The sequence below is a fragment of the Bacillus sp. NMCN1 genome (assembly GCF_002998085.1).
Taxonomy (GTDB): domain Bacteria; phylum Bacillota; class Bacilli; order Bacillales; family Bacillaceae; genus Bacillus.
Window position 1 is genome coordinate 616,592 of record NZ_PVQL01000002.1, and the last position, 21,347, is coordinate 637,938.

The 21,347-nt window shown below is 42.7% G+C and carries 21 protein-coding genes and 1 tRNA gene; 18 read left to right on the forward strand and 4 right to left on the reverse strand.

Annotation, left to right across the window (positions count from 1 at the left end):
* Nucleotides 1-202: 202 nt before the first annotated feature.
* Both C6W21_RS12925 and C6W21_RS12930 read left to right on the forward strand, forming a co-directional pair.
* The gene (locus C6W21_RS12925) at nucleotides 203-784 is read left to right on the forward strand and encodes a beta-class carbonic anhydrase (RefSeq protein WP_106050974.1); all 582 of its coding nucleotides are present in this window, start codon (nucleotides 203-205) and stop codon (nucleotides 782-784) included.
* Between the two features lie 37 nt (nucleotides 785-821).
* Nucleotides 822-2,444 carry a SulP family inorganic anion transporter gene (locus tag C6W21_RS12930; protein WP_106056411.1) on the forward strand — a complete coding sequence of 541 codons (1,623 nt, stop codon included), beginning with the start codon at nucleotides 822-824 and terminating at the stop codon, nucleotides 2,442-2,444.
* A gap of 29 nt (nucleotides 2,445-2,473) precedes the next feature.
* On the opposite strand, the gene C6W21_RS12935 is transcribed toward C6W21_RS12930, so the two are convergent.
* Entirely contained in the window at nucleotides 2,474-2,815 is a 342-nt protein-coding gene (locus tag C6W21_RS12935) for a MazG nucleotide pyrophosphohydrolase domain-containing protein (protein WP_106050690.1), read from the reverse strand.
* Between the two features lie 137 nt (nucleotides 2,816-2,952).
* On the opposite strand from C6W21_RS12935, the gene C6W21_RS12940 reads away from it, so the two are divergent.
* Complete coding sequence (locus tag C6W21_RS12940) at nucleotides 2,953-3,531, forward strand: LOG family protein (RefSeq protein ID WP_106050691.1); 579 nt, start codon at nucleotides 2,953-2,955, stop codon at nucleotides 3,529-3,531.
* A gap of 58 nt (nucleotides 3,532-3,589) precedes the next feature.
* On the opposite strand, the gene clpP is transcribed toward C6W21_RS12940, so the two are convergent.
* Nucleotides 3,590-4,186, reverse strand: coding sequence for an ATP-dependent Clp endopeptidase proteolytic subunit ClpP (gene clpP, locus C6W21_RS12945; protein ID WP_003212962.1), 597 nt, complete (start codon nucleotides 4,184-4,186; stop codon nucleotides 3,590-3,592).
* 252 nt (nucleotides 4,187-4,438) lie between these two features.
* On the opposite strand from clpP, the gene C6W21_RS12950 reads away from it, so the two are divergent.
* From C6W21_RS12950 to abc-f, 9 genes are all read left to right on the forward strand, one after another.
* Nucleotides 4,439-4,514, forward strand: a tRNA-Arg gene (locus C6W21_RS12950).
* Nucleotides 4,515-4,831: 317 nt separating this feature from the next.
* Nucleotides 4,832-5,296, forward strand: a complete 465-nt coding sequence (locus C6W21_RS12955) for a DinB family protein (protein WP_106050692.1) — start codon at nucleotides 4,832-4,834, stop codon at nucleotides 5,294-5,296.
* Between the two features lie 264 nt (nucleotides 5,297-5,560).
* A complete protein-coding gene (locus tag C6W21_RS12960) occupies nucleotides 5,561-6,730 on the forward strand; it encodes a macrolide family glycosyltransferase (RefSeq protein ID WP_106050693.1) in 1,170 nt (389 codons plus the stop codon).
* 323 nt (nucleotides 6,731-7,053) lie between these two features.
* On the forward strand, nucleotides 7,054-8,685 hold the full coding sequence (gene nikA, locus C6W21_RS12965) for a nickel ABC transporter substrate-binding protein (protein WP_106056413.1): 1,632 nt from the start codon (nucleotides 7,054-7,056) through the stop codon (nucleotides 8,683-8,685).
* 15 nt (nucleotides 8,686-8,700) lie between these two features.
* Nucleotides 8,701-9,630, forward strand: coding sequence for a nickel/cobalt ABC transporter permease (opp1B, locus tag C6W21_RS12970; protein ID WP_106050695.1), 930 nt, complete (start codon nucleotides 8,701-8,703; stop codon nucleotides 9,628-9,630).
* Nucleotides 9,631-9,635: 5 nt separating this feature from the next.
* Entirely contained in the window at nucleotides 9,636-10,523 is an 888-nt protein-coding gene (gene opp1C, locus C6W21_RS12975; RefSeq protein ID WP_106050975.1) for a nickel/cobalt ABC transporter permease, read from the forward strand.
* A complete protein-coding gene (locus tag C6W21_RS12980; RefSeq protein WP_106050696.1) occupies nucleotides 10,486-11,304 on the forward strand; it encodes an ABC transporter ATP-binding protein in 819 nt (272 codons plus the stop codon). Before opp1C ends, C6W21_RS12980 begins: the two co-directional genes overlap by 38 nt.
* Complete coding sequence (locus C6W21_RS12985; RefSeq protein ID WP_106050697.1) at nucleotides 11,298-12,068, forward strand: ABC transporter ATP-binding protein; 771 nt, start codon at nucleotides 11,298-11,300, stop codon at nucleotides 12,066-12,068. The genes C6W21_RS12980 and C6W21_RS12985 overlap by 7 nt, the downstream gene beginning before the upstream one ends.
* A 302-nt stretch (nucleotides 12,069-12,370) precedes the next feature.
* Nucleotides 12,371-13,960 (forward strand): ribosomal protection-like ABC-F family protein, encoded by a 1,590-nt coding sequence (gene abc-f / locus C6W21_RS12990; RefSeq protein WP_106050698.1) that lies wholly within the window; start codon nucleotides 12,371-12,373, stop codon nucleotides 13,958-13,960.
* Between the two features lie 15 nt (nucleotides 13,961-13,975).
* Here abc-f and C6W21_RS12995 read toward each other — a convergent pair whose 3' ends face one another.
* Nucleotides 13,976-15,385: a polysaccharide deacetylase family protein gene (locus C6W21_RS12995; RefSeq protein WP_106050699.1), complete on the reverse strand. Its 1,410-nt coding sequence runs from the start codon at nucleotides 15,383-15,385 to the stop codon at nucleotides 13,976-13,978.
* Nucleotides 15,386-15,707: 322 nt separating this feature from the next.
* Between C6W21_RS12995 and C6W21_RS13000 the strand changes: the two genes are divergently transcribed.
* From C6W21_RS13000 to C6W21_RS13015, 4 genes are all read left to right on the forward strand, one after another.
* A complete protein-coding gene (locus C6W21_RS13000; protein ID WP_189318191.1) occupies nucleotides 15,708-16,736 on the forward strand; it encodes a FecCD family ABC transporter permease in 1,029 nt (342 codons plus the stop codon).
* On the forward strand, nucleotides 16,733-17,734 hold the full coding sequence (locus C6W21_RS13005; RefSeq protein ID WP_106050701.1) for a FecCD family ABC transporter permease: 1,002 nt from the start codon (nucleotides 16,733-16,735) through the stop codon (nucleotides 17,732-17,734). The genes C6W21_RS13000 and C6W21_RS13005 overlap by 4 nt, the downstream gene beginning before the upstream one ends.
* Nucleotides 17,735-17,751: 17 nt before the next feature.
* Nucleotides 17,752-18,657, forward strand: a complete 906-nt coding sequence (locus C6W21_RS13010) for an iron-hydroxamate ABC transporter substrate-binding protein (RefSeq protein WP_189318200.1) — start codon at nucleotides 17,752-17,754, stop codon at nucleotides 18,655-18,657.
* A 138-nt stretch (nucleotides 18,658-18,795) separates the two neighbouring features.
* Nucleotides 18,796-19,020: a phage holin gene (locus tag C6W21_RS13015; RefSeq protein WP_012011330.1), complete on the forward strand. Its 225-nt coding sequence runs from the start codon at nucleotides 18,796-18,798 to the stop codon at nucleotides 19,018-19,020.
* An 88-nt stretch (nucleotides 19,021-19,108) separates the two neighbouring features.
* Here the strand turns inward: C6W21_RS13015 and slrR are convergent, their stop codons facing one another.
* The gene (gene slrR / locus C6W21_RS13020) at nucleotides 19,109-19,579 is read right to left on the reverse strand and encodes an HTH-type transcriptional regulator SlrR (RefSeq protein WP_106050703.1); all 471 of its coding nucleotides are present in this window, start codon (nucleotides 19,577-19,579) and stop codon (nucleotides 19,109-19,111) included.
* Nucleotides 19,580-19,836: 257 nt separating this feature from the next.
* Here slrR and C6W21_RS13025 point away from each other — a divergent pair, with 257 nt between their 5' ends.
* Together C6W21_RS13025 and C6W21_RS13030 are read left to right on the forward strand one after the other, a co-directional pair.
* The gene (locus C6W21_RS13025) at nucleotides 19,837-20,568 is read left to right on the forward strand and encodes a YveK family protein (protein WP_106050704.1); all 732 of its coding nucleotides are present in this window, start codon (nucleotides 19,837-19,839) and stop codon (nucleotides 20,566-20,568) included.
* A complete protein-coding gene (locus C6W21_RS13030) occupies nucleotides 20,558-21,241 on the forward strand; it encodes a CpsD/CapB family tyrosine-protein kinase (protein WP_106050705.1) in 684 nt (227 codons plus the stop codon). Before C6W21_RS13025 ends, C6W21_RS13030 begins: the two co-directional genes overlap by 11 nt.
* Nucleotides 21,242-21,347 lie beyond the last annotated feature (106 nt).

Below are 21,347 nucleotides of genomic sequence, written 5' to 3' on the forward strand. Positions count from 1 at the left end.
AGAGAACGATAGATTGAAAAGAAGACCGCGTCTCCCCTATGATGAAGCGGAAAATAGAGAAAATGATAACATTTTTTCTCATCGTTTTCTCATTTTTTTCTTTTTTTTCTATCATTTTTCTTCTCTATGCTTGAGAACACACGAAAGAAAAGGGGGACAGGCAGGGACTTACGTGACTTATAAAAAGATGGGAGATGGCAAGATGGGATCAAAATTAGAACAGATTCTTCAGCACAATGCAGAGTTCGTACATGAGAGACATTATGAGCCTTACAAAGCGGGGAAATTTCCTGAAAAGAAACTCGTCATATTAACTTGTATGGATACACGTCTTTTAGAATTACTGCCGCAATCCATGGGGCTGCGCAACGGTGATGCGAAGATCATTAAAAATGCGGGCGCCATCGTAACACATCCTTTCGGCAGTGTGATGAGGAGTATTCTACTAGCCATCTATGAGCTAAAGGCAGAAGAGGTATGCATTGTAGGACATCATGAATGCGGAATGGCAGGTCTTGCGGCAGATCCTTTACTTGAAAAGGCGATAGCACGTGGAATTGAAGAGAAATGTTTGAGCATTGTGAAAAACTCAGGAGTTGATTTAAAGGGGTGGCTGACAGGCTTTGATTCGGTTGAAGAGAGCGTGTCCCAAAGTGTGAAATTGGTCAAAGAGCATCCATTGATGCCAAGTGATGTGGCTGTTCATGGACTTGTCATTCATCCAGCAACGGGAAAGCTGGATGTCGTTGTGAAAGATAAACAGATTGACGCGCAGTATACCTAAATCATCTACACATACTTGAAGGAGGCCAACACATACCATGCGTTTTTATGGAAGATTTGAAGGATATGATTCATCAAAGTTTAGACGCGATTTAATCGCTGGGCTTGTCGTGGGCGTTGTGGCAATTCCTTTAGGAATGGCTTTTGCCATTGCATCTGGTGTCGGACCAGAATATGGATTATACACAGTCATCGTTGCCGGCATTTTGATTTCATTGTTTGGTGGTTCAAAGTATCAGATCGGCGGGCCGACTGGGGCGTTTGTTCCGATTTTATTTGGTATCGTCAGCCAGTACGGTATTGAAAACTTACTCATTGCCGGCTTTATGGCAGGCTGTATGCTTGTATTATTCGGAATATTCAAACTGGGGAAGCTCATGAAATTTATTCCTCGTCCGGTTATCATCGGCTTTACTGCTGGCATTGCTGTCATTATTTTTTCAGGACAGATTGCCAACTTCCTCGGATTAAAGGGTGTTGAAAAGCATGAAAGCTTTTTCCTCAATATGAGAGAAATTGTGGTCCATCTTGGTACCGCAAACAGTCTCGCTATCATCACAGCCGTTATTGGGCTTATCGTGATTTTGGCGGCACAAAAATACATTCCCAAAATACCTGGTGCTCTATTAGGTTTATTGGCTTCAACGTTTTTAGCTGTTCTCTTTTTCCAAGGACAAGTTGAAACGATTGGCTCTGCATATGGTGAAATCCCTCGTCAGCTGCCAACCTTCGCTATTCCTGAATTAACGGTTGAAAAAATGATATACCTCCTGCCTCCAGCGATTGTCATTGCGCTTTTAGGCGGCGTAGAATCGATCTTGTCCGCAATGGTTGCTGATAATATGAAAGGCACTAAGCATGATAGCAACAAGGAGCTCGTCGGACAAGGAATCGCCAATATGGCGGCACCGCTTTTCGGAGGAATTCCGGCGACTGGGGCGATTGCCCGTACGGCAACAAACATCAAAAATGGCGGAGCAAGCCCGATTTCTGGTGTTGTGCATGGCGTCGTCGTGCTGCTCATCTTAATGCTATTTGCGCCATATGCGTCGATGATTCCACTTGCTGCGATGGCACCGATTTTAATGTTTGTTGCTTGGAATATGAGTGAGAAAAAAGAGTTTATCAATATTGTAAAAGTGAAAAATGCGGATTCACTTGTACTTGTTGTGACCTTCCTACTGACGGTCATCGGTGATTTGATTATTGGCGTCACCGCAGGTCTCATTTTAGCATTTATCGCTTTTATCAAAAAAATGAGCCAGACGACCAGCATTCATCCAAATGTTGCAGTTCCCCAAATGGAAACGGCAGCTGCTTTAGAAAAACAGACAGACCAGCAAGGCATCAGTATGTACTCCATTGAAGGGCCGCTGTTTTTCGGAACGATAGATTCATTGGAAAATTCGATTTTGGACCATGTTCAGACAAAGCCGAAAACACTCATTCTACTCATGAATAAAGTCAATTATATGGACACATCAGCAGAAGCGGTGCTGATGAATATCTCCAATCGTTTAAAGCATCATAATGGTAAGCTGATGATTGTCGGACTTCAATCACAGCCGAAAGAGCTTTTGCGTCGAACAGGTCTTTTCCATCATATTGGAAAACAGCATTTCTTTGAACGAACAGATGATATCTCGCCACAGCATCTATAAGGGTGTAAAAAAAGCACGTGACGGTTTGGTCACGTGCTTTTTGCCTGTTCTGTTTCAGTAGAAAAACGTTTTGTGAGTTTCTGTTGATGAGAGGCGAAAATCTCTTCTAATGTCACATCATAAAGATCAGCTAAAACGAGTAGATTCGCTAACACATCACCCATTTCTTCGATCAGGTCTTTCTTTAACTCTAGTGTCTCTTGTATTTTCTCATCAGGCCGATCACGCCCAATCTCTACGGCTCTAACGGCCCGAGCGAGCTCTCCCGTTTCTTCCATAAGGAAGCCTAACCGAATAAACGGCCCGTATTTTGTCCAATTTCTCATTTCGTAAAACTCCTTGATCCACTTCTCTATCTCAGTTGTTTGCATTTTCTTTATACAGCTCCTTATATGGTGTTCATTTTTTCATTTTACACTATATATAGATGAACCGGCTGTTTCTTTACAACCAATTATAGTAGAATGAGTGGGTAAAGAAAATCATAGAGAGAGATGGAGCTGTTTTGATGAAAACGATTTGTGTGTTTGCTGGTTCGAATCCAGGCGTGAAGGACGTCTATAAACAAAAGGCTGTAGAGCTGGGAACTTATATGGCAGAGCAAGACATCCGTCTTGTATACGGCGGTTCACGAATTGGATTAATGGGTGCCATTGCAGATGAGGTCTTAAGACATGGCGGGCAAGTCATTGGGGTTATGCCTAAGGGGCTTTTTAGAGGAGAAGTTGTGCATCAAGAGCTGACAGAATTAATCGAGGTAACAGGAATGCATGAACGAAAAGCGAAAATGAGCGAGCTGGCTGATGGATTTATTGCGATGCCAGGCGGCTTTGGTACATATGAAGAATTATTTGAGGTGCTATGCTGGGCACAAATCGGCATCCACCAAAAGCCAATAGGTTTGTATCAAGTGAATGACTATTTCAATCCGCTCATTGACATGGTGAAGTTTAGTGTACAGGAAGGTTTTTCGAATGAATCACACCTTCAATTGTTACATGCTTCCAGCGAACCGGAGGAATTAATCACGCAGATGGCTTCTTATCAAACACCATCTCTTCAGCAGAAATGGACGGAGCTGTCTTAAAGCGTGTTCAATCACAAAAAACCGTCTGTTCAAGGAGCAGACGGTTTGTTTTGTCATATTATTTTTGTTCTTCTGCATTACGGGTCAAGACTTTGTCAATGAGTCCGTATTGAAGTGCTTCTTCCGCTGTTTTGAAGTTGTCACGATCTGTATCGCGCTCAATCACTTCAATTGGCTGACCAGTACGTTCAGCAAGTACTTGGTTCAGTTTATCGCGTAAAGAAAGGATTCGTTTTGCCGCAATTTCAATTTCTGTTGCCTGACCTTGGGCACCACCTAGTGGTTGGTGAATCATGACTTCACTGTTTGGAAGGGCATAACGCTTACCTTTTTCACCAGCAGCAAGCAGGAACGCACCCATAGATGCAGCCATACCAATACAAATAGTTGATACTTTTGGTTTAATAAATTGCATCGTATCATAAATGGCCATACCAGCTGTGATCGAACCGCCAGGGCTGTTAATGTAGATAGAAATATCTTTTTCTGGATCTTCAGCTTCTAAGAAAAGCAGCTGTGACACGATGGAGTTGGCAACATTGTCATCGATCGCAGAACCAAGCATGATAATACGGTCTTTTAAAAGACGAGAATAAATGTCGTAAGCTCTTTCCCCACGATTTGTTTGCTCAATGACTGTAGGTATTAAATTCATAATGTTCCTCCTTCACCTTTTAGGTAAGTATGTAATTCAATGATACATTTTTGGTCAATAAAGGTCAAACAAAACGCTGACCTAAATTCAAATACCCCTATCCATTTTCCCCAAAATCATTCCACTTCAAACCATCATATTAGTCTATGGTTCCAAAAGAAGAAAATACATGTTCAGGACTGATGATTAATCATTGCTTTCTTGCAGCATTTCCCTTATAATTTGATATGCTGACGTTCAAAAACATATCGTGCGCTCGTAGCTCAGTTGGATAGAGCGGTGGTTTCCGGTACCACGTCTGCCGGGGGTTCGAATCCCTCCGAGCGCGTCTATAGTATCCGATAGGATTCGTTTTATAATTTATGAAAAAAGCTGAAAACCCTTTGAAATAAAGGGTTTTTTGTTTTTTTATGAGTGGTATTGTGTGAGTAAATTGAGAGGAACTTCACTATTTATCATCGTTTAAGTGAAGGAGTTCATTTTGTACCAAAAAGCACAGATTAAAATTGTTAAAAAGACAAATTTTCTTTATGATTAGTGATTAAGTAAAGTTAATCTATAATTGGAGTCTAAAATCATTGATTCAACAATATTCTCAAAGCTTGTTCAACTAAAAGGGCAGAATCCTTTAATAAGGAGGCACTCATGAATTGTGAAAGTGTTTTACATCAAATTGAAGTAGCTGTTAAAACATTAATAAAAATAGTAAGTCAATTAGAAGAAGATGATTTACAAAAAAGACCAACACCTCATAAGCAGTCTATCGGAGAGTTGCTGGAACACATTGCGATCATTTGTGAAGCGGACTGGCGTATTGCTAATGAGGCTACCCAAGAAGAGATGGAAAAGTTTTATGCTAATGTATCATATAAAACTTTAAAGTCGATAGAAAAAGGCTTAATGACTAATTTTCATTCATTAAAAAATAATTATATGAAATTATCGGACACAGAACTACTGTCTCGTACCACTTCATATTGGGGTGTGACATATACAAGGTATGAATGGTTGTTAGAAATATTAACACATGTATATCATCATAGGGGACAATTACATGCTATGCTTGTTCACTGTTACAATAAAGACCTCAAAATTTTAATGTTTGAATAATGTTCTTCAACTTCAATCAATGAATTTATCTATGCTGATCCGATCTCTATTGAAAAACAGTCTGCTGCGTTTAAACAAATACTGATCAAAAAAAATAATAGAAAAAAGACAAAGCACTGAACAGGGGGCTTTGTCTTTTTTTTGATATCTTCTTAAAATTACTAGCCATAAGACTCATTTCTTTCCTTTATAGGCGTATTTGTTGAGCATGCTGGCTGTATATGATTAACATGGAAGAGAATTGACAATGAGGAGGGATTTTTTGTGGCGAAGATTTTATTGATTACATTTCCCGCTGAAGGGCATGTGAATCCTATGTTAGGGATCATCAAAGCATGGGCGGATCGAGGAGATGAAGTGCATGCGGTCACAACTGTACATTATGAGGAACGAATCAAACGCTTAGGCGCTCACGTACATAAACATCCAGACTATATTCGTACATTACATGTGGATGAAGGAAATCTCGATTCCATGCAGCCGTTCTTTCATGCCATGCTGCAAACATCATTTGATATTTTAGAGGTGGTGGAAACACTTTCTCAGCAGCATTCATTTGATTTTGTCTATTTTGATATGTTTGGGGCAGGGGAGCTTGTTCGAGATTACTTACAAATTCCAGGGATCGGTTCAAACCCATCTTTTGTGCTGCAAGAGGCGCATTTTGATACACCTCTATACAGAAAGGATGAGAAAGCCGATCATCTGTTAGAAAGCATACAAGAGCGTTTTGGCGTTCAGCCAACGCGTTTGATGCAATTCATGAAAAATCGCGGAGAACTGAATATCGTGTATACAAGTGAATATTTTCAGCCGTCTGTCGATGCTGTGAACGACTCGTTTGTTTTCATTGGACCGAGCTTTCTAAAAAGGGCAGATCAGCATGATTTCCCGCTGGAAGCACTTGAGCAAGAAAAGGTCGTCTTTATTTCGATGGGCACCGTTCTTGGAGATACAGAAGCATTTTTTAATATGTGTATCGATGCCTTTGCTGACTTTAACGGAAAAGTGGTGCTTGCAACAGGTGAAAAAGTGGATCGGTCTCTCTTGAAAGAGGCGCCTTCTCATTTTCTGATCGAGCCTTATGTACCGCAGCTTGAAGTGCTCGAGCTGACAGATGTGTTTGTGACACATGGCGGAATGAACAGTGTCAATGAAGGCATTCATTATCACGTTCCGATGGTCGTCATTCCGGTCGACAAAGATCAGCCGATGGTCGCACAAAGACTGACAGAGTTATCTGCTGCCCGTGCACTTGATAAAGATCAGCTGACAGCAAAGCAGCTAAGAGAAACCGTGGAATCTGTTCTTGGAAGTGACACGTACCGTGCTGGAATTGAAAAAATTGAGGAAAGCTTCCAAACAGCAGGTGGAACAGAAAAAGCATTGCGGGTAATTGATCAATTGTTGCAAGCGAAACAGACTCAATCATGAGTTGGTCAGCGTGTAGGCAAACCCTTGCATTCGGTGTCAGTCCTGCGTGCTGGTGCTCACGAATGTCAAATTCCCTCCGCGCCAGTACTCGACATTCCTAGACTTCAAAGGTTTTCTATCACGCTGAAAAGAAGACAAAGGGCTAAAACCTAGATCATTTTAGCCCTTTGTCAACAATCTGTAACAGACTCAATCATGAGTCTGTTTTTTTGATGAAAAAAAGTGATTGTATTCCTCATTTCTGTATGCTATTATTCAATTCGTAATCATTTCGATTAATAATCGTAATGATTACGATAATATAAAATTTGGGGGACGTACATATGAGTGATCAGCCTGTTTACATAAAGAAAAAGCAATCCTATGTGACATACACCTTGATGCTGTTTTCAGTCATGGCTTGTTTTTTATTGGCATCATGCTCTGAAAATAAAGCATCTTCCAGCATGAATGACAGAGAAGAAGATGAGCTGGTGTATGCAAGTACAAAAGATATAAGGGACATCAATCCCCATTTATATGGCGGAGAGATGGCGGCTCAAAATATGGTGTTTGAATCGCTTGTCGTCAATACAGAGAAAGGCGTTCAGCCTGCCTTAGCGAAAAGCTGGGACATTTCAAAGGATGGAAGGACCTACACCTTTCACCTTCGAAAAGGCGTGACTTTTTCAGATGGCGAGCCCTTTAATGCAAAGGCAGTGAAAATGAACGTGGATGCTGTCGTTAAAAATATTGAAAAAAACGCTTGGCTGAATCTCGTATCCGAAATCAAATCCACAAAGGCGGTGGATGAAGATACTTTTGTTCTCACGTTAAAAGAGCCTTATTATCCTACGTTAGAAGAGCTGGGCTTAACACGTCCCTTCCGTTTTATTTCTCCAAAAAGCTTCAAAGATGGAACGACTGCAAAAGGAGTTCAAAGCTATGCAGGCACAGGTCCTTATGTGCTAAAGGAACATAAAAAAAATCAATATGCCGTTTTTAAAGCGAATGACCACTACTGGGGGAAAAAGCCAAACATTTCAACAGTGAAATGGAAAGTCATGCCGGATCATCAAACGATTTTACTTGCCCTGCAAAAAGGAGAAATTGATCTCTTATTTGGAGCAGATGGTGACATGATCGACGGAGACTCATTCCAGGCTTTAAAAGAAGCAGGTCAATACGGTGTGACCGTGAGTCCACCAGTTGGTTCAAGATCGATCGTCATCAATTCAAATCAGCCAATGACAAAAGATCCGAAAGTCAGAGAAGCGTTTCAATATGCCATTCAAAAAGAGATGATCACAAAAGGCATTTTAAATGGAACGGAACAGGTGGCACATACGCTGCTTGCCCCGTCAGTTCCTTACGCAGATATCCCGCTGAAAAAGAAAACCTATCAAAAAAAGAAAGCAGAAGCATTACTGGATGAGGCTGGCTGGAAGCTGAAAGAAGACGGCTACCGCTATCAAAATGGCAAAAGGCTGAGTGTCGCCATTTACTATAATTCCGATAATGCAGGAGAAAGAACAATAAGTGAATCAATTCAACAAGATTTTAAGCAGGTTGGGGTCAAACTGGATATTAGAGGAGAAGAAAAACAGGCATTTTTAGATCGTCAAAAAACAGGGAAATTCGATCTGATGTACTCACTATCATGGGGACTTCCTTATGATCCACAAACCTATGTTTCTTCGTTCCGCGTAGCATCGCATGCTGATTATCAAGCCCAATTAGGGTTGAAGAAGAAAAAATGGCTGGACGAGACGATAACGAAAGTATTGGTAGAACCAGATGAGCAAAAGCGGAAACAAATGTATCGAGACATCTTGACGTATATTCATGATGAAAATGTCTACATCCCAATCTCTTATTCTGTGACAAAGGCCGTTTATAATAAACGCCTGAAAGGCATTGGTTTTCATGTGTCACAGTATGAAATTCCCTTTGACCGCATGTATTTTTCGTCATAACGAGGGGGCGGAAACATGACACGCTATCTCTTAAAACGAATATTGCTGCTTATCCCGCTCATGATGTTCATCACCTTCTTTGCCTTTGTACTGCTGACAATGCGGGCAAGTGATCCAGCTGAGGTCGCTTTGCGGGTGAATCAAGTCACTCCAACAGAAGACATGATTGAATCAATGCGACAGGAGCTAGGCTTAGATCAGCCATTTCTTATACGCTATGCCACATGGCTTAAAAATGGATTATCAGGTGATTTTGGCAGGAGCTATGTCACACAGGAGCCGGTTTTTGATCTCATCATGGAGGCGCTGCCTGCCACATTGCAGCTTGCAGGAGCAGCGCTCTTTTTCATCATTGTATTGAGTTTGTTATTCGGAGTGATCTGTGCATATGCTGCTCATACCTGGATGGATCGAGTACTGAGAGCCTTTGTGTTTATCGCTGCTTCTATGCCTAGTTTTTGGTTAGGGATTTTGTTTATTTGGCTTTTTTCTGTCAAATTCAATTGGGTCAATACGAGTGGAATGGAAGGATTCAAATCGATTCTTCTCCCAGCTCTCACACTATCACTTGGCTACTTATCGACCTATGTGAGACTGATCCGCAATCAAATCCTAAAATTTCAGCACGAGCCTTTTGTTTTTTATGCAAGAGCTCGCGGTTTAAAGGAACGGGCTGTCCAACTGAAAGTGATGAGACATGCGCTTCAATTAGCGGTGACAGCACTTGGTATGTCTATTCCAAAGCTTATTGCTGGCACAGTGATTATTGAAAATTTATTTGCTTGGCCAGGGGTTGGCCGTTTGTGTGTAACAGCTATTTTCCATGCCGATTTCCCTATAATTCAAGCCTATTTATTTGTGATGGGGTTCCTATTTGTTGTGTGTAACCTCATGGCTGATGTTGTGCAAATGACCATGAATCCGCAGCTGCGAAAGGAGGTCTGAGAATGATGATAGGATGGCATCAATTAAGAAAAGACCGTATGGCGGTTCTTTCTATCTGGCTGTTAGCACTTATCGCTCTAGCAGGACTGCTTGCACCAGTGTTAGCACCACATGATCCAACAGAAACGAACATTCTTCAAAAATATGCCGGCATCAGCCTGACTTATCCGCTCGGAACAGATCAGCTCGGGAGATGCGTATTGTCACGGCTTTTATATGGCATTCGGACTACGATGCTTGCGGCCATGCTGACGATGTGTATCACGATGCTCATTGGCAGCACACTTGGACTCATGGCGGGCTTTTTCCGAGGCAAGGTGGATGGCTTGTTGATGAGACTGTGTGATGTCATGCTCTCCTTTCCAGCAGAAGTGATGATTCTAGCTGTTGTGGGGATACTGGGGCCTGGATTATTCAATATTATTTTGGCGAATGTCCTAGCGAAATGGGCCTGGTATACAAGAATGATTCGTTCGTCTGTTCTGCAATATGCGAATGAACCATCTGTTCAGTTTGCAAAAGTATCTGGCGGGTCCCCCATTTACATACTGAGGAAGCATCTATTCCCTCGCATTTCAGGAGAAATTGCTGTCTTTTCGACTCTTGATGCGGGCTGGGTCATCTTAAATATATCTGCTCTGTCTTTTCTTGGATTAGGCGTGAGCGCACCTAATCCGGAATGGGGGATGATGCTCAACGAAGCGAAGAATGTCATGGTGACACATCCAGCCCATATGCTTGCGCCTGGACTCGCCATCTTATTTGTGGTCATGGCGCTGAACTTTTTAGGAGACAGCCTTCAGCAGGCCACGACCCCTGCCATGCATCATAACAATCAAAAGGGAGGGAGACCATTTGCCTTTCATCGACGTAAAAAATCTGTCCGTACATGATCCAGTGCAGCAAAAGGATTTAGTGGCGAACATAACGTTCTCCCTACAGCAACAACGTTGTTTAGCTGTTATTGGAGAAAGTGGAAGCGGAAAATCAACCGTCGCAAAAGCGCTAATTGGCTTGATTCCTTCTTCGCTAGAAGTGGAGGGAGTGATCATGTTTGACGGCGAGCCATTGACAACTCAAGCAGCTGAGCAGTGGCGAGGCAAACAAATTGGCTTCATCTCACAGGATGCGATGAATGCGTTCAATCCCATCGAAACCATTGGTCATCAAATGCTGGAAACGTTCCAGCAGCATTTGGGCTTACGCGGTAAAGAAGGGAAAGAACATGCCATCACTGGGCTGAAGCGTGTTCATTTAAAAAATCCATATGAATTGTTGAAACAATACCCTTATGAACTGTCTGGCGGTATGCTTCAGCGTGTGATGATTGCGATCACGATGATGCTTTCTCCTGATGTGATCATTGCCGATGAGCCAACTGCGTCGCTTGATGCATATAATCGGCGTGAAGTCATCATGCAATTACAGAGGCTGAAAGAAGAAACAGGCGCGGCCTTGATCATCATTTCGCATGATTTAGGCGTCGTTCAGGCGATCGCTGACGAGGTGTTGGTGATGCATCAAGGGGAGATGCTTGAGCATCGCCCAGCTGAGAAGGTATTCAAATCGCCCGAGCATCCTCAAACAAAGCATTTACTTGAGACGAGGCGCCGATTATCTGCACCCCTTGAAGCACTGCGGCAACAGCAGAGAGTGAGGGCATTTCCATGTTGATCACAGCTGATAGCCTCATCAAACTTGGAGAGAAGAAAGGTTTCTTCTCTCGTCAAATGCGGTCAAAACCACGCATATCAAACGTCTCGTTTGAAATCGAAAAAGGACAATGTGCCGGGTTAGTCGGTGAAAGCGGCAGCGGTAAAAGTACATTGGCACGAATCCTGCTCGGTTTAGAAAAACTAGATGGCGGCAAGGTACAGATTGATGGGAAGTCAGCTGATACATGGCGGAAGGTGAACCGAGGAAAAATGAGTGTTGTCTTTCAGGATTATCGATCTTCTGTTCACCCCTCCTTTACGGTGAAAGAGATCGTTGCTGAGCCTATGCGATTGTTAAAGCAGGAAAAAAATGTGGATCAGAGGGTTTTATCGTTGCTTGAACAAGTCAGACTGCCCTCTTCTTTGCTGAATCATTATGCTCATCAGCTAAGCGGCGGTCAGCTCCAGCGAGTGTGCATCGCCCGAGCCATATCAACGCATCCATCCATTCTCATACTAGACGAAGTCCTGAGCTCACTAGATGTCTCTGTACAGGTGCAAATATTGGAGCTGCTTGAGACATTAAAACAAGAGCTAGACATGACCATCCTTATGATTACTCATGATATAGAAGCGGCAGTGTATCTATGTGATCGTCTCCTTTTTTTACATGAAGGATGCATAGTAGAAGAATGCAAAAAGGATGATCTGCTTGATGCGGTCCATCCATTTACGCTGAAATTAATGAACTCACTTATGCCATTTCAGCTTGACAAAAAATAACCAATCTTTTATCGTATACGTAACAAACGACGGAAGGGTGACCCAATGCAATGAAGTACTAATCCTATGACCTGTAAGCAAAATGAAAAAACGAAAGCAGTGAGCAAACGATTGGTTTGCCATGTTTGCTGCGTTTTCATTTTTTAGCTTCGGAATAGGATGGTACAGCTTGGGAATCAAACAATGAGGTGATTGATACGGGGGATGTGTGTGTTCAGATATGAACGACACGTCATCCTGAATTGATCCGCTTATTTTTGTACACCATTTTGCCTCCTATTCTGAGAATGGGAGGCTTTTTCATGTCTCCTGATACGAAAGGAGAGGGTTGGATGTTAGTAAAAGCCAATCAGTTAAAGGTTTTTCGAAAAGATCGATTGTTATTTGAGATTGAAGAGCTTGCCATCCATCAAGGTGACCGCATCGGCCTTGTGGGGACAAATGGCAGCGGGAAAACGACTTTATTGCATGTGCTGGCTGGGCAAGAGAAACCAGACAGTGGCACGTTTGCTGCCACAACGACATGCACACTGCTTCCTCAGCTGAAACAAGCGGATGGCACGCAGAGCGGTGGTGAGATGACCCAGACTTATATTGAAAGCGCGCTAAACCGTCCGTCAGCTCTTTTATTAGCAGATGAACCGACGACTCATTTAGATACAGAGCACATTGAGTGGCTGGAAGAGAAGCTTCACAATTATCAAGGAGCCCTTATTGTCGTTTCACATGATCGTGCTTTTTTAGATGCGGTATGTACGGAGATTTGGGAGCTGGATCATGGACGGCTTAATCAATACAAAGGCAACTACACGTATTTTGCACAGCAAAAAGAGCTGGCACATCGTCAGCAGAAGGAAGCGTACGAAGCTTATACACAAAAGAAAAAACAGTTAGAGCAAGCGCTGGAAAAGAAAAAGAAAAAAGCTGACAAAGCAACAAAGCCATCCCAAAAGCTGAAATCCTCAGGGCCAAAAATTGCAAAGCCCTACTATGCAAATAAGCAAAAAAAGCTGCAAAAAACAGCCAAATCCATTGAGACAAGGATGGAGAAATTAGAAAAGGTTGAGAAAGTAAAAGACATTCAGCCTATTCAAATGACTCAGCATACAATGAAGGAAGTAGCGAGCCGTACCATTTTGCGAGTGAAAAATGTAGATGGCAAGGCGGGCGATCAATTGCTTTGGAAGCAGGCAAATGTGGAAGTGAGAGGCGGAGACAAAGTCGCCATTATCGGCAAGAATGGGAGCGGCAAAACGACATTTCTGCGAATGCTTGTGAAGGAGCATCCCGGAGTTTTTCGCTCAGAAGCGGTCAAGCTCGGCTATTTTCGTCAGGATCTTTCAGGATTGAAGGTAGATGAATCTATTTTACAAAATGCGCTGAAAGAGGCTGTTCAAGATGAGACAGTGGTACGAACGGTTTTAGCGAGACTTGGATTTCGAGGGGAAGATGTGCATAAACCTGTTGGGGTGTTAAGCGGGGGAGAACGGGTGAAGACTATGCTTGCGTCCTTACTTGTCAGTGATGCCAATGTTCTCATGCTGGATGAACCGACGAACTTTCTAGATCTGGCGGCAGTTGAAGCGCTTGAAGGTCTATTGAAGGATTACCCGGGTACCGTTGTGTTTGTATCCCATGATCGCAGACTGATTGAGAAGGTGGCTACTCGCATTTTCCATGTTCACGAAAAACGAATTGAAGCATTTGACGGAACATATGAAGCGTATAAACAAAAGGACGACAAACCAGCTGTTACAAAAAGAGAAGAGGAGCTTCTGTTAATTGATTTGCAGCTGTCTGAAGTGCTCAGCCGTTTAAGTATTGAGCCGTCTCAGGAGCTGGAAGAGACATTTCAAGCATTATTGAAACAAAAGAAGTCTTTGGAGTCATAAAGAAAACCCCTGTGTTTATTGCACAGGGGTTTGTTCATGCCGTTCTTTTTTTAATTGATCAAGTTCACTGACTGTGACGAGCTGATAGCCTTGTTTGGTGAGCTCATGGATGATCTTCACTGCTGCTTGAGCCGAGCTGTCATAAATATCGTGCATTAACACCGTTCTGCCGTCTGCTGCATGTGAGAGAACGTGGCTTGTGATCTGCTGGCTGTTGCGAATTTTCCAATCCTCGGGATCAACATCCCATAAAGAAACCTTCATCCCAACCGCTTGATTGATGTCTTGATTTGTTCCGCCATATGGCGGTCTAAAGTGCGTAGGTGTATACCCGCTCGCTTTCTCAATCAGCAGCTGGGTGTCCTTCACTTGTTTCATCGCCTCCTTTAGAGGCAGTCTTGTTAATAAAGGATGACTGTAAGAATGGTTTCCGATTTCATTCCCGCCTTTTAGAATATCTGCAAGCATACTAGGATAATACTGCACCCTGCTGCCTAATACGAAAAAGGTCGCATGCCCTTTATTTGCCTTCAGTGCATCTAAAATTCTTGAGGTTGTCGCTGGGTTTGGACCATCATCAAATGTAAGAGCAATGGCTTTTTTATTTGGATCAAGCTTTGATTTTTGCGGCAGCTTGACGGCTTTTCTTTTCGGATTCGGTTCTTTCATTTCATTTTGGTTTTTGGTTTTATTCATATATTCTGGCTTTAATATATCTTTCAGCAGCGTCTTTTTAATCGCGAGTGTTTGCGGACCAAGATCCTCGTCGGCTACTTGAGATGCTGGGAAATAAAATTCTACATATTTCTCTTTCAAGGCAAATTGACTGAAGTTTTGAGCAGTAGGGGCTGTTCCCTTCTGAAGGAGAGTCTGATCCTTAGATAAGGTTTTGTCCTTTAGAAGCTCTGAATATGTAATGTAGGATAATTTCTTCAAAAAGTTGGTTTTAGGCAGAAATAAATCATTTGTGTCAAGAAAGGTTTTTTTCTGAAAATCATAGTTGATTGTGAGATGATTGGTGGTCCCATTTTGCTGACCTGTGTAGGTATAAGTCGTAAAGCGAATAGCAGCAGACTGCTTCGCATAATGCACCATATCATAATCAATATTCAGTTCAAAACGTTTGTTTTCATCGACGTCCTTGGCTTCACTAAACGTCTTTTTGAAATGCTCTAATGCTGAATTGGCGTAGCTTTGAATCTTGTCATCTAGCTCTTTTTGATGAAAAAGAGGATAGTTGACTGCATATCTCATAAATTTCCCGTCATTTACGAGAGTGACGATTTCCACGTTTTTATAGTTCGTATCCTGCTTTACATTTTTCTTCTCTGTACCGCTTGCTTGTTGATTTTGAAAGAAAGCAACGACTCCAATGATGATCGCAAGTGCAAATAGGCCGATACTCCATTTTCCCTTTAATGACACAACGTTCAAATCTCCTCTCATGACGGGCCATTCTTTATTAGTTTGACATCTGTTTGTAATATTTTTATAACATTTGACTTACTTTTGTAATTTTAGAGGATGTTCAGGCGGAATGTCAACTATTTTCCTATTAAACTATGAAAAAAATGATAGTCCATTCTAAACAAGCAAAAGACACCTCACCCTCGCTGCCACGCACATACCTTCATTAATTAAAAAATAAGGCGTACATTGATTTTTCAGAGGCAGACGGCTATAATTTTGATGATTATGATTCTCATTTTCAAACTGACTTTTAATGAAGAAAAGGATGACACCGATTTTGCAGGATAAGCGAACACCTCAACAAAAACGATCATCACATATTCTGTTCTTTTTGATATTTTTTCTCGCCGTCATGGGTTTGGCGGCTGCCATGTTTTTGGCTGTGTCATATGGTGCCAAAACATTGTCTCTGCAAACGGTTTGGACAGCTGTATTTGACTATCAGTCAGATGTCACAGAGCAGCAGATCATCCATGAATTAAGACTTCCTCGTGTTTTAGGAGCAGCTCTTGTTGGAGCGGCATTTGCCGTAGCGGGTGCGCTCATGCAGGGCATCACAAGAAACCCGCTGGCCGATGCGGGAATTTTGGGCATTAATGGCGGTGCGATGTTTGTGGTCGCTCTCTGTTTTGCTTTTTTCCCAGGAATGCCTTATTCGGCACTGATGTTTTTTTCCTTTATTGGTGCAGTGCTTAGTACGCTGCTTATCTTTGCGATTGGGGCGGCTGGTGGCGTTTTGACACCGCTGCGCTTAACTGTAGCAGGAGCCGTTGTGGCTGCCTTGCTTCATGCACTTAGCTCTGGGATCGCGATTTATTTTGACTTGAGTCAGGACCTTGCATTTTGGTATGCAGGCGGGGTGGCTGGTGTGAAATGGCCGCAGCTGACGATTCTTGCCCCAGTCATTCTGTTGGTGATCGTATGGGCGATGCTATTAGGGCGGTCATTGTCGCTACTGTCGCTCGGTGAAGATGTAGCGGCAAATTTAGGGGTGAAAACACGACAAGTGCGAATACTAGGAATGGCAGCTGCTGTGTTATTAGCAGGGGTTTCTGTATCAGCTGTCGGGTCGATTGGGTTTGTCGGTCTTGTCATCCCGCATATCGCAAGAAAGCTGGTTGGTGTAAACTATCGTTTCGTCATTCCGATGTCAGCGATATTAGGCGCGGTGCTGCTTGTTTTTGCTGACCTTGCCAGCCGCACAGTTAATCCGCCCCGAGAGCTTGCCATTGGCGTGATGGTGGCACTTGTCGGTGTTCCTTTCTTCTTGTATATTGCCAGAAAAGAAGGGAGGAACCTGTCATGAGAGAGAAACAGCGGGCTCTTGTCGTGACAGTCGTTTTGCTTAGTCTAAGTGCGGCTGTTGTGCTGTATAGCTTAAATACCGGCACGCTGAAACTAAGTCCTCTTGTGGTCATCAAAACGTTATTCGGCTTTGGAGATTTTCAAAGTGAAACGGTGCTGTTTGACTATCGTCTGCCTCGAATCGTGGTGACGATGCTGGCGGGAATTGGTCTTGGCATTGCGGGCGGCATTTTGCAGAGCTTATCCCGTAACCCGCTGGCCGATCCAGGGATTATTGGACTGAATGCAGGGGCAGCATTTGGCTTAATCGTGTTTGTGACGTATTTCCATGCACTAGAAGGCAATCCATCTCTTCTTATTCCGCTCTTTACATTTGGCGGCGGGCTTCTTGCGGCAGCGGTCATCGTGCTTCTGGCGTATGACCGGCATGAAGGGCTTGTTCCCATCCGGCTGATTCTGGTAGGAATTGCGGTTGCGGCGGGCTTCAGTGCTTTGACGTTATATTTGTCATTGAAGCTAGATGAAGATACTTACACATTTGCTTCAAGATGGCTTGTCGGTAATGTCTGGGGGAGAGACTGGATTCATGTGTTAGCGCTTCTGCCTTGGATTGTATGCCTTGTGCCGCTTACGCTGATGCTGTCAAGCACGCTCAATGCATTGACATTAGGAGATGCTGTCGCCTCAAGTGTAGGTGTACGTGTCCAGCGTCAGCGTCTCCTTTTGCTGACCTTGGCTGTTGGTTTGGCGAGTGCAAGTGTTTCGATGACAGGCGGTATTGGTTTTATTGGTCTTGTCGCCCCGCATTTGGCAAGGCGGCTTGTCGGCTCGCTGCATCAGTATTTTTTACCGGTTAGTGCGCTGCTTGGCTTGTTGATTTTGGTCAGTGCCGATACAATCGGACGTTCCATCTTTGCCCCAAATACCATACCAGCGGGTGTAGTTGTGGCTTTTATTGGGGCACCTTATTTTCTCTATTTATTAACAAAAACGAAATAAACGTGAAAGAGGAACTCATCATGAAAAAATTACTTGTGCTTGGTTTAACGTTCTGTTTCATTATGCTTGCCGCTTGTGGTCAACAGGAAACAAAGAATACAACAACTCAAAATGATCATGGAACACCGAAAATTGCTTCCTTGTCTATCCATTTAACCAATGACTTATTAGCACTCGGTATCAAGCCGGCAGGATCTGTTGTAGGAGGGGACTTAAAAGATTTCCTTCCACATGCGAAAAAGCAGCTGAGTGGTACGAAGAAACTGGGCATCGCAGCCGATCCCGATATGGAGTCGCTGCTTGCATTAAAACCAGATGTCATTTATGTCGATGAAGAACTAGCTGGACAAGATTTAACGAAATATAAGAAAATCGCCAAAACGGAAGTGTTTAATTTAAATGATGGCACGTGGCGTGATCATTTGAAAAAAATCGGCAAGCTCGTCAATAAAGAAAAAGAAGCCGATCAATATATTCAGGATTACAATCAAGAAGCCAAAGAAGTCAAAGCGCTTATCAAACAAAAAATTGGAAACGGAAAAGTAATGGCGATCCGTGTGACGGCAAAGGAGCTTCGAGTATTTAGCATGAAGCGCCCAATGGGTCCTATTTTGTATGAGGATTTAGGCCTGACACCTGTCGATGGTGTGAAGAAACTGGACAGCAAGCGGCCATTTGAAGTGATTTCTCAAGAGGTTCTTCCTGACTATGATGCAGATGCTATCTTTGTCGTCGTGAATCGTGATGATAAAGCGCAGCAGGCATTCAAGCAATTAGAAAAGACTCCGATTTGGAAGGGGCTAAAAGCCGTGAAGAAAAATCAAGTCTATCCGATTGCCGATCAGCCATGGCTCGATTACTCAGCACTAGGCAATAAAATGGCATTGGATGAAGCAAAAGAGATGTTCTCTACATCAAAATAAAATGAAATCAGGCATCATTCCTTATATGGGAATGATGTCTCTTTTTTTGATCTGCTCTTCTATTCATTCGGTTTTTGCATACATATGAGAGAGAACGAGCAGTACCGCCCGTGAAGGGGAAGAAAGGGAGGGTTACAGTTGGAGGTTCAAAAAATTAGTGCAGGTACAATCGCAAGGCTGGTGTTGCTTTTGCTCGCGCTTGTCAACAGTGCTCTAACCGCTGCGGGAAAAAGCCCAATTCCTATTGATGAAGAAGGTATTCAGCAATTCATCACGTTAGCCTTTCTTGGGATTACATCACTCTGGGCCTATTGGAAAAACAATGATATAACGAAAAAAGCACGAACAAAAAAAGCAGAATAAGAGAAAAAAGAGCCTTTTCATGATAAAAGGCTCTTTTTCAACGAAGCGTCAAACGCCTCTCCCCGCAATTTGACTCTTCCTGAAAGGCTTACACCCGTCGTTCTCCCATGTTGGCGAGGAATGCTTTTACTTCCTCAATACTTAAGCCGATAGCCTTCGCCTCACTCATCAGACGCTTCCACTCTGATATATTCGATTCAGTCAGCTTTCTATGAGTGACATGTAACGTCTTTTCTTCCTGCTCCTTTCGGTACGTTTGGAGCAGCTGATAGAGTTCTTCTTTCGGCATGCCGGATTGGACGGCATTGACGATATGCTCCCGCCATTCGTGTTCACCACTCTCAGCGTAATGAAACATCATCGTCTCTGCATCAATCAGCTCTTGTAAATCAATTTCTAACGAAGAGGATACCTTTTTTAAAAACTGGACAGATGGATTTCTGTGGACACCACGCTCAATTTTACTCAAATACGACTTAGAAACATGGGCATCTTCAGCCAGCTGCTGAATGGAGTATCCTTTCCTCTTTCGGTAAATGCGTATCACCTTTCCTATCATTCGATTAATGATCTCCCTTCTCCCTGGCGGATCGTACTGCGACCTTTTTGTTCATTATAAGAAATAAATTGTTCTTTATAAAATTCAAAAACGTAAGAAACAGGAAGTAAACAAAAGAAAACGAACGATTTCGTTCTTTAAAAAGAACTATAAGACCTATTATGACATTTTTCTTTGCGGGTATTATCTTTTATAATCCAATCATTAACAAAAAGAAACCATATATAACCTTTTTATGATGAAATCGGGAGGTATCTATGAATGAGAATATAGGTTTTAAGCAGCTGTTTTCTGTCATTAAAGAGAAAATGGCCCTTCTGATCCTGATTGTCCTGATCGTAACTGGCATTTCAGCCTGCTATCAGTTCTATGTCTCGACTCCTGTATATCAGGCAACCACTCAAATTCTTGTTCATAAACGCAGCAATGACGCACAAGCGAACTTAAACGATATTCAGATGAACCTTCAATATACACGTACCTTTCAAGTTCTATTGAAAAGTCCGATCGTCATTGAAAAAGTAAAAGAAATACTCAATCTCACAGAATCAGCTGAAGGATTAAAACACAAAATCGCCACAAGTACAGAAAATGAGTCTGAGGTCATCAATATTTCTGTACAAGATGAGGATCGCGCAAAGGCAGTCGCTATTGCGAATACCGCAACAGAGGTGCTGCAAGAAGAAATCAAAAAAACCATGAATATGGATCGCATTAATGTTTTGTCTGAAGCCAAGCTGTCCAATACGATTCTCATGAATTCAAGAAAATTCGTTCATATCGTTCTGGCACTAGGCGCCTCTTTATTAGGGGGGACTACACTCATTTTCTTAATGAATCTACTCGATGATACTGTAAAACGAACACATCAAATAAGAGAAGAGATCGGATTGCCGTCGCTCGGCAGCGTCTATCAGATGCAGGCAGACAGGAGGGCAAAAAAAGACAAGCAGTCCGTCATAACGGGAGGACAGAACATTGATTTTTAAGAGGAAGAAAAGAGAAAAGAGAGATTTATCCTGTATTTCTGTATTAAATCCTCACTCTGTCATTGCAGAACAATTCCGTACAATCCGAACGAACATTGAATTCACATCAATCCAAACAAGGCTGAAATCCATATTGGTGACATCCTCCTTGCCGAAGGAAGGGAAATCATTTACGGCTGCAAACCTAGCAGCTGTTTTTGCACAGCAGAAAAAGAGGGTGCTGCTGATGGATGCTGATTTACGAAAGCCGGCTGTTCATGAATATTTTGACCTGAGTCATCACAAGGGCTTGACCAATGTGCTATTAAATAACTGCACCTTGGAGGAAGCGATTTTACCTACACCCATTGAGCATTTAGATATGCTTCCGAGCGGAACCATTCCGCCGAATCCAGCTGAGCTGCTCTCCTCTTCTGTCATGAAGCAGCTGTTTTATGAGATTGAACAGCAATATGACATGGTGATTGTTGATTCTACGCCGCTTCTACCAGTAGCCGATGCAAAGATCCTGGCGAACCGGACAGATGGGAGCATTCTTGTTGTCTTAAGCGGCAAAACAAAGATAGCTGCTGTGAAGAAATCAAAAGAAGTGTTAGAAGGGACAACAGGTAAACTGCTTGGGGCTATGCTAAATGGCAAGAAAGAGAAAAAGGGAAGGCTGTATATGTATTAACAAGATTGATAGGTGATGTCTCCTGATCTTTAACAATGGAGGCACTCGATCCCGCTGTGGGCATGACAAATGCCTTAGATGCTCGTCATCGGTAGTGGGTTGTGAG

Excerpts from the sequence above, each read along its gene's own strand:
- C6W21_RS12925 (WP_106050974.1), top strand. The coding sequence starts at position 203 with ATGGGATCAAAATTAGAACAGATTCTTCAGCACAATGCAGAGTTCGTA.
- C6W21_RS12930 (WP_106056411.1), top strand. The coding sequence starts at position 822 with ATGCGTTTTTATGGAAGATTTGAAGGATATGATTCATCAAAGTTTAGA.
- C6W21_RS12935 (WP_106050690.1), bottom strand. The coding sequence starts at position 2,815 with ATGCAAACAACTGAGATAGAGAAGTGGATCAAGGAGTTTTACGAAATG.
- C6W21_RS12940 (WP_106050691.1), top strand. The coding sequence starts at position 2,953 with ATGAAAACGATTTGTGTGTTTGCTGGTTCGAATCCAGGCGTGAAGGAC.
- clpP (WP_003212962.1), bottom strand. The coding sequence starts at position 4,186 with ATGAATTTAATACCTACAGTCATTGAGCAAACAAATCGTGGGGAAAGA.
- C6W21_RS12955 (WP_106050692.1), top strand. The coding sequence starts at position 4,832 with ATGAATTGTGAAAGTGTTTTACATCAAATTGAAGTAGCTGTTAAAACA.
- nikA (WP_106056413.1), top strand. The coding sequence starts at position 7,054 with ATGAGTGATCAGCCTGTTTACATAAAGAAAAAGCAATCCTATGTGACA.
- opp1B (WP_106050695.1), top strand. The coding sequence starts at position 8,701 with ATGACACGCTATCTCTTAAAACGAATATTGCTGCTTATCCCGCTCATG.
- opp1C (WP_106050975.1), top strand. The coding sequence starts at position 9,636 with ATGATAGGATGGCATCAATTAAGAAAAGACCGTATGGCGGTTCTTTCT.
- C6W21_RS12985 (WP_106050697.1), top strand. The coding sequence starts at position 11,298 with ATGTTGATCACAGCTGATAGCCTCATCAAACTTGGAGAGAAGAAAGGT.
- abc-f (WP_106050698.1), top strand. The coding sequence starts at position 12,371 with ATGTCTCCTGATACGAAAGGAGAGGGTTGGATGTTAGTAAAAGCCAAT.
- C6W21_RS13005 (WP_106050701.1), top strand. The coding sequence starts at position 16,733 with ATGAGAGAGAAACAGCGGGCTCTTGTCGTGACAGTCGTTTTGCTTAGT.
- slrR (WP_106050703.1), bottom strand. The coding sequence starts at position 19,579 with ATGATAGGAAAGGTGATACGCATTTACCGAAAGAGGAAAGGATACTCC.
- C6W21_RS13025 (WP_106050704.1), top strand. The coding sequence starts at position 19,837 with ATGAATGAGAATATAGGTTTTAAGCAGCTGTTTTCTGTCATTAAAGAG.